Annotated in this window: 10 protein-coding genes; 3 read left to right on the top strand and 7 right to left on the bottom strand. The window is 71.6% G+C overall.

Features of this window, described 5'->3' with window-relative positions; translation table 11 throughout:
* Nucleotides 1-14 precede the first annotated feature (14 nt).
* Nucleotides 15-950, top strand: coding sequence for a helix-turn-helix domain-containing protein (locus tag QWU11_RS40325; protein WP_290119839.1), 936 nt, complete (start codon nt 15-17; stop codon nt 948-950).
* On the opposite strand, the gene QWU11_RS40320 is transcribed toward QWU11_RS40325, so the two are convergent.
* Together QWU11_RS40320 and serA are read right to left on the bottom strand one after the other, a co-directional pair.
* A complete protein-coding gene (locus QWU11_RS40320; RefSeq protein ID WP_290119838.1) occupies nt 945-2,135 on the bottom strand; it encodes an MFS transporter in 1,191 nt (396 codons plus the stop codon). The two genes, QWU11_RS40325 and QWU11_RS40320, sit on opposite strands and share 6 nt — an antisense overlap.
* A gap of 468 nt (nt 2,136-2,603) precedes the next feature.
* Complete coding sequence (serA, locus tag QWU11_RS40315) at nt 2,604-4,196, bottom strand: phosphoglycerate dehydrogenase (protein ID WP_290119837.1); 1,593 nt, start codon at nt 4,194-4,196, stop codon at nt 2,604-2,606.
* A gap of 258 nt (nt 4,197-4,454) precedes the next feature.
* On the opposite strand from serA, the gene QWU11_RS40310 reads away from it, so the two are divergent.
* Nucleotides 4,455-5,129 (top strand): SseB family protein, encoded by a 675-nt coding sequence (locus QWU11_RS40310; protein ID WP_290119836.1) that lies wholly within the window; start codon nt 4,455-4,457, stop codon nt 5,127-5,129.
* Nucleotides 5,130-5,174: 45 nt separating this feature from the next.
* Nucleotides 5,175-6,536 (top strand): CehA/McbA family metallohydrolase, encoded by a 1,362-nt coding sequence (locus QWU11_RS40305; RefSeq protein WP_290119835.1) that lies wholly within the window; start codon nt 5,175-5,177, stop codon nt 6,534-6,536.
* A 48-nt stretch (nt 6,537-6,584) separates the two neighbouring features.
* Here QWU11_RS40305 and ilvC read toward each other — a convergent pair whose 3' ends face one another.
* The 5 genes from ilvC to QWU11_RS40280 form a co-directional block, all read right to left on the bottom strand.
* Nucleotides 6,585-7,568 carry a ketol-acid reductoisomerase gene (ilvC, locus tag QWU11_RS40300; RefSeq protein ID WP_290119884.1) on the bottom strand — a complete coding sequence of 328 codons (984 nt, stop codon included), beginning with the start codon at nt 7,566-7,568 and terminating at the stop codon, nt 6,585-6,587.
* Nucleotides 7,569-7,604: 36 nt separating this feature from the next.
* A complete protein-coding gene (gene ilvN, locus QWU11_RS40295; RefSeq protein ID WP_290119834.1) occupies nt 7,605-8,129 on the bottom strand; it encodes an acetolactate synthase small subunit in 525 nt (174 codons plus the stop codon).
* Nucleotides 8,130-8,162: 33 nt separating this feature from the next.
* Nucleotides 8,163-9,905, bottom strand: a complete 1,743-nt coding sequence (locus QWU11_RS40290; RefSeq protein ID WP_290119833.1) for an acetolactate synthase large subunit — start codon at nt 9,903-9,905, stop codon at nt 8,163-8,165.
* A 312-nt stretch (nt 9,906-10,217) separates the two neighbouring features.
* Nucleotides 10,218-12,116 carry a peptidoglycan recognition family protein gene (locus QWU11_RS40285; RefSeq protein ID WP_290119832.1) on the bottom strand — a complete coding sequence of 633 codons (1,899 nt, stop codon included), beginning with the start codon at nt 12,114-12,116 and terminating at the stop codon, nt 10,218-10,220.
* 124 nt (nt 12,117-12,240) lie between these two features.
* Nucleotides 12,241-14,961, bottom strand: coding sequence for an EAL domain-containing protein (locus QWU11_RS40280; RefSeq protein WP_290119831.1), 2,721 nt, complete (start codon nt 14,959-14,961; stop codon nt 12,241-12,243).
* Between the last annotated feature and the right edge of the window lie 400 nt (nt 14,962-15,361).

Below are 15,361 nucleotides of genomic sequence, written 5' to 3'. Positions count from 1 at the left end.
GTACACTTCCCGACATGGACTCGATCGCGCTGGCCGTCCACGACGGGATCACGATCTTCGAGGTCGCCGCGGTCTGTGAGGTGTTCGGGGTCGACCGCGGGATCGCCGACCCCTGGTACGACTTCACGATCTGCGGCGCGGACCCGGTACGGGTCGGAGGGTGGTTCCGCGTCGAGGCCCCGGACGGGCTCGACGCCCTCGTCTCGGCCGGCACCGTCATCGTGCCCGCCTGCCGCGACGTCGACGAGCGGCCGTCCGCCGACCTGGTCGACGCCGTACGCGCGGCGCACGAGGCCGGCGCGCGCGTGGTCTCCATCTGCACCGGGGCGTTCGTGCTGGCCGCGGCCGGGCTGCTCGACGGGCGGCGGGCCACCACGCACTGGCTGTACGCCGACCGCCTCGCCGCGCGCCATCCCCGCGTCCACGTCGACCCGGACGTGCTCTACGTCGACGAGGGCGACGTCCTCACCGCCGCGGGCAAGGCCGCCGGGCTGGACCTGTGCCTGCACCTCGTCCGGCTCGACCACGGCGCGGCGGTCGCCAACGACCTGGCCCGCCGCCTGGTCGTGCCGCCGCACCGGTCCGGCGGCCAGGCCCAGTTCATCCCCGCCCCGGTGGCCGGGCCCCGCGACCACCCGCTCGCCGATCTGATCCCGTGGGCGCTCGCCCGGCTGGACCGGCCCCTCACGGTCGAGGACCTCGCCCGTGAGGCCAACATGAGCTCGCGCAACCTGGGCCGCCACTTCAACGCCGTCACCGGCACGACACCGCTGCAGTGGCTGCTCACCCAGCGCCTGCGCCGCGCCCAGGAGCTCCTGGAGACCACCGACGACAGCGTCGAGCTGGTCGCCGCCCGTACGGGAATGGGCACCGCGGCCACGCTGCGGCGGCACTTCAACCGCGCGCTCGGCGTGCCGCCCGACGCGTACCGGCGGACGTTCCGCTCATGAGACGGGCTGCCGCTCCGGCAGGGCCTCCCCCGCCCTCGTACGCGCGCGGGCGGTCGTCCAGACCAGAGTGATCACGGCGAGCGCGGCCACGCCGAGCAGGAGCACGCCGGGAGGCACGTCGCGGCCCAAGGCGGCGAGCGGGAGGGGCACCACGAAGCCGAGGTAGGACACCGCCTGGTACGCCGCGGTCAGCCCGGCGAGGCCGTCCGGCCCGGCCAGGCGCTGCACCTCGATCAGGCCGCACACCTGGCAGCAGCCGTAGCCCGCGCCGAGGACGAGCGCGGCCACCACCACGAGCGCCGGCTGTACCGTGGCCGCCGCCAGGGCGGCGACGAGCAGCCCGGCCACGACGATCGCCATCGAGGTGGTGAGCAGGTGCGGCCGACAGGGGGCGTCCACGCGCCGGGCCAGCGGCTGGGCGAAGATGCCCGCGAACGCGGTCAGCAGCGTGACCAGGGCGCTGAACACCAGCGCGTGCCCGCCGAGGTGGGTCTCGACCACTCCCGGCAGGTACGCCATGGCGATGGCCGCCGAGCCGAACACCCACGGGGCGAGCGGCACCACGACCGTACGGAACCGGCGCTCGCGCGTCTCCGGGACGCGCAGCGCCCGCAGCGGCCCGCCGGCCCGGCGGGTCTCCGGAGCGCCCAGCACCAGCGGGAACGCGACGGCCGCCAGGATCAGGTGCGGGACGTACGGCAGGACGGTCGGCGCCGGCGCCCACTGCGCCAGCATGCCCGCCACCAGGGGGCCGAGGCCGAAGCCCGCGCTCATCGTGACGGTGAGCCGCCGGGGGCCCTGGCCGGCGGCCGAGAGTTCTTTGATCCACGCGGCGCCGGCGCTGAAGGCGGCGCCACTCGCGACGCCGGCCAGCATCCGCCCGGCGAACAGCCAGCCGACGCCCGACCCGCCGAGGACCAGCAGGGCGGTCGCGGCGACGGAGACGACGAGCGCCGGGACCATCACGCGGCGGCGGCCGTACCGGTCCGAGACCGGGCCGCCCAGCAGCAGGCCGGGGATCAGCCCGACGATGTAAAGGCCGAACGTGGCCTGGATGACGGTCGGGGACAGCCCCAGCCGGGACTGGTACATGAGCAACAGGGGCGCGAACTGCTGCGCGCCCCACCCGACCGACGTCACGGCCAGGCCGGCGCGCCACCAGGCGCGATCTCGTTCGTTTTCCATCACCCTCGCCATGCTGGCGAGGCGGATCCGCACTGACGAGTGGCGGAAACGCCGACATCCGTGCAGTTTCGGACATCGGACACGTGCCGGACGGCACCCCGGGAGCCGGGGTGCCGTCCGGGAGGTCGGTTACTTGCTGGCGGCGCCGCCGTTGTCGCGCCGGTCCAGGGCGATCTGGACGGCTCGGGTGGCTTCTTCCTCGGCGTCTTCGGCAGGCTTCAGCACGTACATCGCGTCCATGGGATTCGTCTCCGTGATTGTGTGCACCAGGGCGCTCGGGGCTTGGGGCCAGCGGCGGACTCCGCGACGGGTCGCCGGCCTGCCCGAGGGATCAGGCCCCGCCGCGGCCGCTAAGGATGACTACATGGCGCCGCATAGTGACTACCACGTTACCTCTCGCCCCGCGCCGAAGTCTCGTCTCGCGGTCAGAAATCCCACCAGGTGAGACACCCGGCGCGAAACGCCAGGTCAGGCGTCTAGGTCGACGCGGCGTCCCTGCTCCGCGCCGATCTCCGCCGCGATCGCGTCGGTCAGGTCGGGGCCGAGCGCGGAGTCGACGGTCAGCGCGATGAGCGCCTTGCCGCCCTTCTTGTGCCGCCCGACCTGCATGCCCGCGATGTTGATGCCGGCGTCGCCCAGCAGGCGGCCGACCATCCCGACGATGCCCGGCCGGTCGGTGTAGGTGAAGAAGCCCATGTGCGCGGTCGGCGCGATCTCCATCGCGTAGCCGTTGACCTCCACGAGCCGCTCGGCGTGGCGGGGCCCGGTGAGGGTGCCTGCCACCGAGACGACCGAGCCGTCGGCCATCGTGCCGCGGACCGTGATGAGGTTGCGCCAGTCCGCGCTGTCCTCGGTCGTCGTCAGCGTCACCTCCACGCCGCGGTCGCGGGACAGCAGCGGCGCGTTGACGTAGGTCACCGACTCCTCGACCACGTCGGTGAACGCGCCCTTGAGCGCGGCCAGCTCGAGGACCTTCACGTCGTGCTCGGTGATCTCGCCGCGCACCTCGACCTCCAGGCGGGCCGGCACGCCGCCCGCGAGCGCGGTGAAGATGCGGCCGAGCTTCTCGGTCAGCGGCAGCCCCGGCTTGACGTCCTCGGCGATGACCCCGCCGCCCTGGACGTTGACCGCGTCGGGCACGAACTCGCCCGACAGCGCCAGGCGTACGGACCGGGCGACCTGGGTGCCGGCCTTCTCCTGCGCCTCGTGCGTGCTCGCGCCGAGGTGCGGGGTGACCACGACGTTGTCGTGGTGGAACAGCGGGCTGTCGGTGCAGGGCTCGCTGCTGAACACGTCGATGGCGGCGCCCGCGACGCGCCTCTCCTTCAGCGCCAGGTCGAGGGCGCTCTCGTCGATGATGCCGCCGCGCGCGGCGTTGACCAGGCGCACCGACGGCTTGACGAGGTGCAGCTCACGGTCGCCGATCAGCCCGAGCGTCTCCTTGTTCTTGGGCAGGTGGACGGTGATGAAGTCGCTCTCGCGCAGCAGCTCCTCGAGCTGCACCAGCCGCACGCCGAGCTGGGCGGCGCGGGGCGCCTGGACGTAGGGGTCGTAGGCGATGACCTTCATGTCGAACGCCGCGAGCCGCTTGGCCACCAGCACGCCGATGCGCCCGAGCCCGAGCACGCCGACCGTCTTGTCCTGCAGCTCGACGCCGGTGTACTTCGAACGCCTCCACTCCCCCTGCTTGAGCGCGGCGTGCCCCTGCGGGACGTTCCGCGCGGAGGCCAGCAGCAGCGCGATGGCGTGCTCGGCGGCCGTGACGATGTTGGAGGTCGGCGCGTTGACGACCATGACCCCGGCCTTGGTCGCGGCCTCGACGTCGACGTTGTCGAGCCCGACCCCGGCGCGCGCGACCACCCGCAGCCGCCGCGCGGCCCCGAACACCCCGGCGTCGACCGTGGTCGCGCTCCGCACGATGATCGCGTCGACGTCGGCGACCGAGGCGAGCAGGGCTGCGCGGTCCGCCCCGTCGGCGCGGCGGACGTCGAAGTCGGTCTCGAGAAGGGCCATACCGGCGGGCGAGAGCTCTTCGGCGACGAGAACGACGGGCTTGCTCAACGGAGGCTCCTTGCGTAGCGGACGGCGTTGGACCCCGAGCCCGGGGGTTGAACTGCGAGACACCGTCGTGCTCTCGCCGCGGCCGAGTCTATCGACGGCGTTCCCGCCCTCCTGAAAGTTGCAACGCGCGACACGGACACCGCACGGTTCCGTATTGACTTTCCGCCCGGAGGCGTTCTGGCCCACGGACGGCGACACCGTGAAATGTCGCCCGCGAGGGGACGCGTGGGGTCCCGCCGACGCACTAATGTCAGGCGCATGGCGAATGGAAACCCGAAGCTGGCCGAGGTCCTCGAGCAGCGCGGTGAACCCGAGGAGATTCTGCGTGCGCTGGTCGACGGCGGGGTGCTCATCGTGAGCAACCCCGACGGCTCGGTGCTGGTCGGGCAGCTCGAGGACGAGAGCATGGTGCTCGCCGCGTTCAGCTCTCCCGAGAAGTACGGCAACAAGCCGGACGAAGAGACGTTCCAGCAGGCCGACGCGGCACTGCTGCTCGAGATAGCGCGCAGCGGCGACGTCGAGGCCCTCGTGGTCGACCCCGAGGGCGACGACGCGGCCCTCATCCCCTTCACCGACATCCAGGGCTACCTCATCGCCCAGGGCATGACGGTGGACGAGGACGTCGAGGTGGCGTTCCGGCCCAGCGAGCACGAGCTGGTGCCCAGCCTGCGGGACGGGATCGCGTCGCGGCTTCCGGACTTCCCCGCCGTCGAGCGGGTGTGGATCTCCGACGTGCGGATGCCCAGCGGTGTCGAGGGCATCATGCTGCACGTCATGGTCGCCGAGGACGCCGACCCGCAGGTGGCCAACGAGCTCCTCCAGGCCACCATGGAGGACATCCCGGCCAGCGACATCCCCGTCTTCGCCCACCTCGGCGACGAGGAGACCGAGGGCTTCCTCACCGAGATGGACGCCGCCGTCGTACGCCGCTGACGCGGAGCGGCTGGCCGACCCCGGCCAGCCGCCACGGAGGTCAGGTTGGATCCGCTGACGTTCGCGAGTGCCGCCCCCGGGGACGAGCAGACCCGTACGGTCGCCGGACGCTTCGAGGCCGGCGCCCCGGACTGGGCCTACGTCTCCGTATCGGTGCCGCCCGGTGTGCGGGAGATCGCGGTCACCTCCGCCTACGACCGGCCCGAGCCCCCGGAAGGGCGGCCGGGCAACGCGCTCGACCTCGGTGCCTTCGACGAGGCGGGCTTCCGCGGCTGGTCCGGCGGCGCCCGCGACTCCTTCACCATCAGCCGTACGGAGGCCACCCCCGGCTATCTCCCGGGTCCGGTGACGCCCGGCGTCTGGCAGGTCGCGCTCGGCCCGTACACCGTCGCCCCGCAGGGGATGAACTGGACGGTCACGGTGACGCTGCGGTTCGGCGAGCCGGGGCCGGCGTTCGTCCCCGCGCACGCGCCGACGCGGGCCCGCGGCCGTGGGCGCGCCTGGTACCGCGGTGACATGCACCTGCACTCGGTCCACTCCGACGGCGCATGGCTGCCCGAGCAGGTCGTCGCGACCGCCCGGCGGTCCGGCCTGGACTACATCGTCTCCACCGAGCACAACACCTCCAGCGCCGCCGGCGTCTGGGGGCATCACGCCCGCGAGGACCTCCTCATCATCGACGGCGAGGAGGTCACCACGCGCAACGGCCACTACACCGCGCTCGGCCTGCCGCCGGGCACCTGGATCGACTGGCGCCACCGCGCGGCCGACGGGGAGCTCCCCCGCTTCCTGCGGGAGATACACCGGCACGGGGCGCTGGCCGTGGCCGCGCACCCGTTCGCCCCCTTCGCCGGCGGCCGGTGGAAGTTCGGGTACGACGAGGTGGACGCGATCGAGGTCTGGAACGGCCCGTGGACGCCCGACGACGAGACGGCGCTGCAGATGTGGGACGGTCTGCTGGCCGAGGGGCGCCGCTGGATCCCGGCCGTCGGCGACAGCGACTCGCATCGCGAGGGCCAGGTCATCGGCCTGCCGCAGAACGTCGTGCTCGCCGACGACCTGGAGCGCGGCGCGATCCTGTCGGCGGTGAGGGCCGGGCGGCTCTACGTCGCGGAGTCCTCCGCGGTGTCGCTGTCGTTCGAGGCCGCGGCCGGCCCGCGGAGCGCCGGCGTCGGCGGGCGGCTGGAGGCCGGGCCGGGCGAGGAGGTCACGGTCTCGGTGGCGACGGAAGGCGTGCCGGCGGGTGTGATCCGGCTGTTCACCGACGAGGGCCAGATGTTCGAGGGGCCGGTCGGCACGGCGGCCTGGCGGACGACGCCCCGCGTCTCGACGTACGTGCGCGCCGAGGTCCGGCATCCGGACGGCTCGATGGCCGCCCTCACCAACCCGATCTTCCTCGGCCACTGAGAACGGGCGGGCGCCCGGCCGGCGCCCGCCCGTTTCAGAAGAGCGTTCTCAGTCCTGGAGCCAGGACATCATCGGGCGGAGCTTGGCGCCGGTCTCCTCGATCGCCGAGTGCTGCTCCTCCTCGCGGCGCTTGAGGAAGTTCTTCTTCCCGCCGTCGAACTCCTCGACGAGCTCCTTGGCGAAGGTGCCGTCCTTGATCTCGCCGAGGATCTTGCGCATCTCCTCGCGGGTCTCGTCCGTGATGATGCGACGGCCGCGCGTGTAGTCGCCGAACTCGGCGGTGTCCGAGATCGACCAGCGCATCTTGGACAGGCCGCCCTCGTACATCAGGTCGACGATGAGCTTCATCTCGTGCAGGCACTCGAAGTAGGCCGCCTCCGGCTGGTAGCCGGCGTCGACGAGCGTCTGGAAGCCGGCCTTGATCAGCTCGGACACGCCGCCGCAGAGCACGGCCTGCTCGCCGAACAGGTCGGTCTCGGTCTCCTCGGTGAAGGTCGTCTTCAGCGCGCCCGGACGGGTGCCGCCGATCGCCTTGGCGTACGAGAGGGTGAGCGGCCACGCGTTGCCCGTGGCGTCGCGCTCGACCGCGACGAGCACCGGGACGCCGCGGCCCTCGGTGTACTGACGGCGTACGAGGTGGCCGGGCCCCTTGGGGGCGACCATGCAGATGTCGACGCCCTCGGGCGGCTCGATGAGGTCGTAGCGGATGTTGAGGCCGTGGCCGAAGAACAGCGCGTCGCCCTCGACCAGCGACGGCGCGATCGCCGAGGCGTACAGCTCACGCTGCAGGTGGTCGGGGATGAGCACCATCGTGACGTTGGCCTCCTCACACGCCTCCTCGGGCGTGACCACGCGGAGGCCGTCGTTCTCGGCCTTCTCGCGGCTCTTGGAGTCCTTCGGCAGCCCGACCCGCACGTCGACCCCGGAGTCGCGCAGCGAGAGCGCGTGCGCGTGCCCCTGGCTGCCGTATCCGAGTACCGCGACGTGGCGGTCCTGGATGACGCTCAGGTCGGCGTCCTTGTCGTAGAAGATCTCAGCCACTTGCCCTTACCTCTTTCGGAAAACGGGTCACGCGCTGCGTTCGATGGCGCGCAGCGAGCGGTCGGTGATGGAACGGGCACCCCGGCCGATGGCCACCATGCCCGATTGCACGAGTTCCTTGATGCCGAAGGGCTCCAGGACCCTGATCAAGGCGTCGAGCTTGTCCTTGCTACCAGTCGCCTCGACCGTCACCGCGTCCGGGGCCACGTCTATGACCCGCGCGCGGAAGAGTTCGACGGTCTCCAGCACCTGCGAGCGGGTCTCGTGGTCCGCGCGCACCTTGATGAGGACCAGCTCCCGCTGGACCGAGGCACCGGGGTCGAGCTCGACGATCTTGATGACGTTGATCAGCTTGTTGAGCTGCTTGGTCACCTGTTCGAGCGGCCGGTCCTCGACGTTGACGACGATCGTCATGCGGGAGATCTCGGGATGCTCGGTCGTGCCGACGGCGAGTGAGTCGATGTTGAAGCCGCGACGGGAGAACAGCGACGCGACCCGGGCGAGGATGCCCGGCTTGTTCTCCACCAGCACCGAAAGCGTGTGCCTGCTCATGAGCGTTCTTCCTTCTCTCGCCGTCCGCCGCGCTCACTCATCGTTCCCCCAGTCCGGAGCCATGTCCCGGGCGATCTTGATCTCGTCGTTGCCGGTGCCGGCGGCGACCATCGGCCAGACCATCGCGTCGTGGTGGACGACGAAGTCGACCACCACCGGCACGTCGTTGATCTCCATCGCCTTGTTGATGGTCGCGTCCAGGTCGGTGACGCTGTCACAGCGCAGGCCCGCGCAGCCGTACGCCTCCGCCAGCTTGACGAAGTCGGGGATCCGGCGGGACTGCAGGTCCGAGTTGGAGTACCGCTCGTTGTAGAACAGGGTCTGCCACTGGCGGATCATGCCGAGGTTACCGTTGTTGATCACGGCCACCTTGATCGGTATGCCCTCGATGGCGCAGGTGGCGAGCTCCTGGTTGGTCATCTGGAAGCAGCCGTCGCCGTCGATCGCCCACACGGTCGTGTCAGGGCGGCCCTTCTTGACGCCCATCGCCGCCGGCACGGCGAAGCCCATCGTGCCCAGGCCGCCGGAGTTGATGAAGGAGCCCGGCCGCTCGTAGCCGATGAACTGGGCGGCCCACATCTGATGCTGGCCCACACCCGCGACGTAAAGGGCGTCGGGACCGGCGATCTGACCGATCCGCTGGATGGCCTGCTGCGGCGCGAGCGAACCGTCGGCCGGGGTCTCATAGCCCAGCGGGTAGGTGTCGCGCCAGGCGTTGAGCTGCTGCCACCACTCCTCGCGGTCGCCCTTGCGCCCGGCCGTGTGCTCGTTCTGCACGGCGACGATGAGGTCGGCGATCACGTCGCGGCAGTCGCCCACGATGGGCACGTCGGCGTGGCGGTTCTTGGAGATCTCGGCCGGGTCGATGTCGGCGTGGATGACCTTCGCGTCGGAGGCGAAGGTGTCGAGCCGGCCGGTGACCCGGTCGTCGAAGCGAGCGCCCAGCGCGACCAGCAGGTCCGAACGCTGCAGCGCGCCGACCGCGCCGACGGTGCCGTGCATCCCGGGCATGCCCATGTGCAGCGGGTGGCTGTCGGGCAGCGCGCCCTTGGCCATGAGCGTCGTGATCACCGGGGCGCCGGTCAGCTCGGCGAGCGTGCGCAGCTCGGCCGCCGCCTTCGCCTTGATGACGCCGCCGCCGACGTACAGGACCGGGCGGCGGGCCGAGGTCAGGAGCCGGGCCGCCTCGCGGATCTGCTTGGCGTGCGGGCGGATGGCCGGCCGGTATCCCGGCAGTTGCATCGGCTGCGGCCAGACGAAGTCGGTCTGGTTCGTCAGCGCGTCCTTGGCGATGTCGACGAGCACCGGCCCCGGCCGCCCGGTGGAGGCGATGTGGAACGCCTCGGCGATGGTGCGCCCGATGTCGGCGGCGTCGGTGACGAGGAAGTTGTGCTTGGTGATCGGCATCGTGATGCCGGCGATGTCGGCTTCCTGGAAGGCATCCGTGCCGATGGAGGCGCTCGTCACCTGCCCGGTGATCGCGACGATCGGCACCGAGTCCATGTACGCGTCCGCGATCGGGGTGACGAGGTTCGTGGCGCCGGGCCCGCTGGTCGCCATGCAGACGCCGACCTTGCCGGTGGCCTGCGCGTATCCCTGCGCCGCGTGGCCGGCGCCCTGCTCGTGGCGGACAAGGATGTGACGTACTTGACGCGAGTCGAAGAGCGGGTCGTACGCCGGGAGGATCGCGCCACCCGGGATTCCGAACACAGTGTCGACACCGACCCGCTCCAAGGCTCTGACGAGCGCCTGGGCTCCGGTCATCCGTTCGGTCATCGCTTAGTCCTTGTGCTCCTGAGCGCTGAGGCTCGGGCTCGTGATCGCGGGTTACCGCCGTGTCACACGGGCCCAGGGGTCATGGCCAACAAAAAACCCCTCGCGCCGTGAGGCGGTCGAGGGGAGCGCGCAAGCGATCGACTTGGTCAGCTCGCGCGCCGGCCAAGTACGAGAATCAGGTTGCGTTTCACGTTCACAACCATGGCGAATTTGCTGCCTCACGTCAAATTGGTGGACGACAAGTCTCACCATACGAGACCGCTCACCGTGATCGCGGGATCACGGTGAGCGGTGGGGCGGCTGGTGCGCCGTTCAGAGGACGCGCTTGAGCACCACGTCGCCGGTCTTGACGAAGTAGACGCGGTGGCCGAACTGGATCTCGTAGTACTTCAGCTTGCCGCGCACGACGGTGTGCGTGGACACGTCGAAGGTGTTCGAGTAGTCGTACTCCCCACTGAGCTCATCGGCCACGGCGTAACTCTGGCCGGCGGCGAAGGTGTACTGCATGGGCGTGAGCGTCTGCACCGGGACGTTCGCCGGGTACGCCTCCGGCTCGGGGTAGGCCCGCCCGTAGATCGGCACCGACGCGGCGCCCGGCTTGGGCGTCACGACGAGGCCGTGCGCCCCGACGGCCGCCGGCTGCTTCCTCGGGTTGAGGAACCAGGCCTTCTGGCCGAGGTACCAGATCGCCGTCCAGTCGCCCTGACGGTCCGCCACGGCGAAGGTCTGGCCGGTCGCGGCGCGGGCGCTGTGGTCGTACACGCTCATCGTCGCGTCGCCGTTCGGCGGGTGCTTGCCGATGTCCTTCACGAGCGGGGCGTCGGCGGACGGCGCGGTGCGGAGCATGACCGACCCGCCGCCGTGCGCCGGGCACGGGGCACTGGGGTTCGCCGCGTCGCAGCCGGTGTAGGGCACGACGTTCTTGTCGTAGTCCGGCAGGATCGTGACCATGCCCGACCGCGGGCCGGCGGTGGCGTGCAGCGGCCTGCGCAGGAGGGTGAAGTAGTGCGCCCAGTCCCAGTACGGCCCGGGGTCCTCGTGCATGCCCTGCACGTTGGCCGGGGTGATGCCCGGGACGTTGTCGTGGCCGAGGATGTGCGCCCGGTCCACCGGGATGTCGTACTTCTTGGTCAGGTAGCGCACCAGCTCCGCGGAGCTGCGGTACATCGCCTCGGTGTACCAGGCGCCGCCCTGGGCGAGGAAGCCCTCGTGCTCGATCCCGATCGACTTGGCGTTGATGTACCAGTTGCCCGCGTGCCACCCCACGTCCTTGGCCTTGAGGTGCTGGGCGATGTGCCCGTCGGCCGAGCGGACGGTGTAGTTCCAGGCGAGGTACGTCGGGTCCTGCACCAGGTTGAGCGTGACCGGGTAGGAACCCTCGGTGTCGTGGATGACGATGAAGCGGATCTTCTGGCTCTTCGGCCGGTCGCCGAGGTCGTGGTTGCCGTAGTTCGTGGGGTCGCTCGGGTCGAGCTGCTCGTACGGCGCGGGGATCCACTCGCAGCCGAGGCCGGGCGGGCACTCGGTCCGCGGGTCGTCTGCGCCCGCCCCGGCCGGCCGCAGGCCCGGAGTGGCGGCGAGCGTGACGCTCTGCCCGTCGTCGGTCGTGCGGGAGGCGCCCGTACGCAGGACGTCGAAGACCTGGCCGGCGAACCACGCGCTGCCGCCGTAGCGGACGGCCGCCTGGTACCACGCGGCCGGGTCGCCGCCGAGCGGTCTGCCGAGGTCGCGCTGGTAGCGGGCGAGCAGCGCGGCGCCGCCGCGGATATTGGCCGCCGGGTCGGCGCGCAGGGCACCGGCCCCGGTCCCGGTCAGGGTGGCGGCCTGCTGGAGCGTCTGCCCGCCGGCGGCCTGGCCTTGGGCGGTCACGGCCGCGGGGTGCAGCGCCGTACGGGAGGTGTCGCCGCGCGGGTCCTCGGCGCCGCCGGAGAGGTGCTCGCCGGAGGGGGTGAGGGTGCCGTCGGTCAGGTGCATCGGCCCGTAGCCCGCGCTGACGCTCGGCCGGCCCTGGTTGGCGTCCCATCGCGACTCCAGGTAGGAGACCGCGAGCAGCACTTTCTCGGGTACGTGGTAGGTCGTCGCCGCGCCGGCGAAGGCCTGTTGTCGGGTGAGTGGGACCGGACTGGGTCGCTGGGCGGCGTAAGCCTGTCCGGTTCCAAGACCGGCCAGGGCCACGGTCGCCGCGACGAGGGTACGGCGTCGCACGCGCATCGGCAGCCTCCGCACTGACGGTGAGGGTCGCGGTAAGAGTGCCGAAGACACCGCTGCGCGTCAATGGCTTTCGATCATTCGTAACACCACGGAGAATTCTTACCGCGACGCCCCTTGACGCGCGTCAGCTCGCCGAGATCACCGAGCCGTGCAGCGGGATGGACGCCTCGCCGCGCGAGCTGAGCTGGACGAGCGCCTCGATGCCGCTCGGCGCCATCGGGCGTGAGACCAGGTAACCCTGGGCGCGGGGGCAACCCATCTCCCGCAGGAGCTCGAGCTGCTCCGGGCGCTCGACGCCCTCGGCCACGACCGTCAGGCCGAGGTCGCGGCCGACCCGGGCGATGGTGCGCGTCAGCAGGGTGAGCGTCTCGTCGCGGCCCAGTCCGGCCACGAACGACGGGTCGATCTTGATCACGTCGACCGGAAGCTGCCGCAGGAACGCGAGCGAGGCGTACCCGGTGCCGAAGTCGTCGATGGCCAGGCCGACGCCGAGCTCGCGCAGCGCGGAGAGCCGGCTGATCAGCTCGTCGGCCCCGTCGACCAGGACCTCCTCCTCGACCTCGAGTGTGAGCGCCTCGGGCGGCAGCCCGCTCTCGCGCAGCGCCTCGGCGACCGAGTCGACGAAGTGCGCGGCGGCGATCTCGCGCGGGCGGAGGTTGATCGACAGGCCGATGTCCCAGTGCGCCTCCGCGCGCCAGGCGGCCACCTGGCGGCAGGCCTCGCGCAGCACCCAGTTGCCGAGCGGCACCATCAGGCCGGACTCCTCGGCGGTGCCGATGAACTCCTCGGGGGGTACGGAGACCCCGTCGCGCCACCAGCGGACCAGCGCCTCGACGCCGGTGACCCGCGAGGTGGCCAGCTCGACGACCGGCTGGAACTCCACGGCGAACTGCTGCTCGGTGAGCGCGCGCTGCAGGTCGCTGCCGAGTTCGAGGCGACGCATGACGTCGGCGTGCATCTTGGCGGCGAAGACCTCGACCCGCCCGCCGCCGATCGCCTTGGCCCGCGACAGCGCGATGTCGGCGTTGCGGATGAGCTCGAGACCGCCGACGCCCGCCTCGGTGAAGGCGATGCCCACGCTGGCGGTGAGCACGATGCCCCGGTCGGCGACGCGGTACGGCTCGCCGGCCAGCGCCCGCAGCAGGCGCTCGCCGAGGTCGACCACGGTCTGCACGTCGGTCGCGCTCTCCATGAGCACGGCGAACTCGTCGCCGCCCCAGCGAGCGACCGTGTCGTCGGCCAGCACGCCGGCGCGGAGCCGGCGGGCCGCCTGGGCGAGCACCTGGTCGCCTCCGGCGTGGCCGATGGAGTCGTTCACCGCGGTGAAGCCGTCGAGGTCGACGAAGATCACGGCGACCGGGCCCTGGCCGCGCTCGACCTTCTCCCGCGCGCGTTCTTCGAGGTAGGCGCGGTTGGGCAGGCCGGTGAGCCCGTCGTGGAAGGTCAGGTGGGCGACCTGCCGCTCCAGCGCGGCCTGCTCGCTGAAGTCGCGGGTGGTGACCAGCAGCTGGTCGGTGCCGTCGCCGGCCCGGCCGTACCGGGAGATCGTCGACTCGGTGGGCAGCCAGGTGCCGTCGGTGGCCCGTACGCGGCAGGCCAGGCGCGCGACGTCGAGGTCGCAGTCGGCGCTCAGGAAGGAGGTGACCGCGTCCACGACGCGGGGCAGGTCCTCCGGGTGCACGACGTCGTACACGGGACGGCCGAGCAGGTCCTCGGCGGCGTAGTGGTAGGACCGCCGGGCGCCCGCGCTGACGTACTGCACGACGCCGTCGAGGCCGCAGATGAGCACGACGTCGTTGATGCTCTCGGCGAGCGCGCGGAAGTGCTCCTCGCCGCTCTCGGCGGCGCGGGCGAGCCGGTCGTTCTCCCGTACGAGCTCGGCGAGCCGGGCGAGGACGACGAGCACCGCCGAGCCCGCGATGATCGGGACGATCGGCCGCAGCCCGCGCGCCGCGGTGAGCGTGTGGCCGGCGACGAAGATCGCGGCCGCGGCGGCGGTCGCGGCGGGGGCCAGGCCGGGGCCGACGAGCGGCCGCCGCAGTTCGTCGGCGGACCCGCGGTCGCGCGCGATCCAGGGCACGGCGGCCAGGATCAGCAGGCCGACCGCGCGTACGACGTCGGCCGGGACGCCGTGCGCGCCGCCGTCGTTCAGGCGGAGGACGGCGTACAGGACGTCGGCTGCGGTGAGAACGAGCAGAGCGCAGTAGGCGATGGCGGCGGGCCGGTGGTTGGCCCGTACGGCGCCGAGCGCCATCGGGAACAGCACGCAGAGCAGTACGGCGTCGAGGACCGGATAGCGCAGCTCGATGAGGAACTGCCCCCAGCCCTCGCCGGCCACGTGGTAAAGCCGGTCGAAGATCGCCACCCAGCCGGCGACGAACAGGGCGCAGGCGCAGACGTAGGTGTCGGCGAGGTAGCGCAGCCAGGGGCGCGGGCTGCGCGGGAGGCGTACGGGGACGATGAAGCCCGCGGTGATGGCGATCGGGGCGACCAGCAGGAACAGGTCGGCCGGGGAGACCGTGACCACGGCCCGGCTGATCACCAGCCGGGACACCGCGTTGACGGTCGCGCCGGCGCACCAGGCGATCGCGGCGACGCCGAACCATCGCCACATGTCGCGGTCGATCTTGCCTGCGGGCGTCTGCGGCGTGCGCAACGCGGCGTACAGCAGCGAGGTCGCCGCCACGGCCGCGGCCCACGCGGACATCCAGGCACCGGAGAGACCGCCGCCCCAGCCCAGCCCGAGTGCGAGGACATAGATCAAGGCGAGCGCCGCCAGCGCTCCGAACGGCCGCAACGCCACCGGGATGCCCCAGCGCCGCCGCTCCGTCCCCTCCCCGGTCATCTAACTTGCTCCCCGCAACTTGATCATGAGCTGTCCCGCAGTGGAAACGCCTCGTACCGGTCACATGACTCCCGAGATCTCCACAGACCTCGGGTCGCTGCGAGGCGGGTCGGCCGCCGGGCTGTCAAGTGCCTTGTCATCCTGTACGAGACGGGTGCCCCGCCCTGCGGGACACCGGGTTCATGTTTCGCGCCCCGCGGATGCCTTGCCGGGATCTTCCGGCACGGCTCGCGCGGCAGTCAGGCTGGTCAGCTTCGCCGCTCAATGTACGGGCCGTAGGTCACGGCCCGATTGAGGCCGGGCGTCCACCCGGCGACAACCGGACACACTCGGTGACCGCCTCATGGGCGTTTTGGGCGGTTTGTCGGTAACACACATCAAGTGGGGAAAATCGCGGCGA

Origin of the sequence: Actinomadura sp. DC4 (assembly GCF_030406325.1) — a bacterium.
Classification (GTDB): Bacteria; Actinomycetota; Actinomycetes; order Streptosporangiales; family Streptosporangiaceae; genus Actinoallomurus.
Note: the sequence above shows the minus strand (reverse complement) of the source record. Positions and strands in the feature narration are given on the sequence as shown.

Bases quoted from the DNA above. Each gene is read 5' to 3' on its own strand.
- QWU11_RS40290 (WP_290119833.1), bottom strand. From the start codon at position 9,905: ATGACCGAACGGATGACCGGAGCCCAGGCGCTCGTCAGAGCCTTGGAG.
- QWU11_RS40320 (WP_290119838.1), bottom strand. From the start codon at position 2,135: ATGGAAAACGAACGAGATCGCGCCTGGTGGCGCGCCGGCCTGGCCGTG.
- QWU11_RS40280 (WP_290119831.1), bottom strand. From the start codon at position 14,961: ATGACCGGGGAGGGGACGGAGCGGCGGCGCTGGGGCATCCCGGTGGCG.
- QWU11_RS40325 (WP_290119839.1), top strand. From the start codon at position 15: ATGGACTCGATCGCGCTGGCCGTCCACGACGGGATCACGATCTTCGAG.
- QWU11_RS40310 (WP_290119836.1), top strand. From the start codon at position 4,455: ATGGCGAATGGAAACCCGAAGCTGGCCGAGGTCCTCGAGCAGCGCGGT.
- QWU11_RS40285 (WP_290119832.1), bottom strand. From the start codon at position 12,116: ATGCGCGTGCGACGCCGTACCCTCGTCGCGGCGACCGTGGCCCTGGCC.
- ilvN (WP_290119834.1), bottom strand. From the start codon at position 8,129: ATGAGCAGGCACACGCTTTCGGTGCTGGTGGAGAACAAGCCGGGCATC.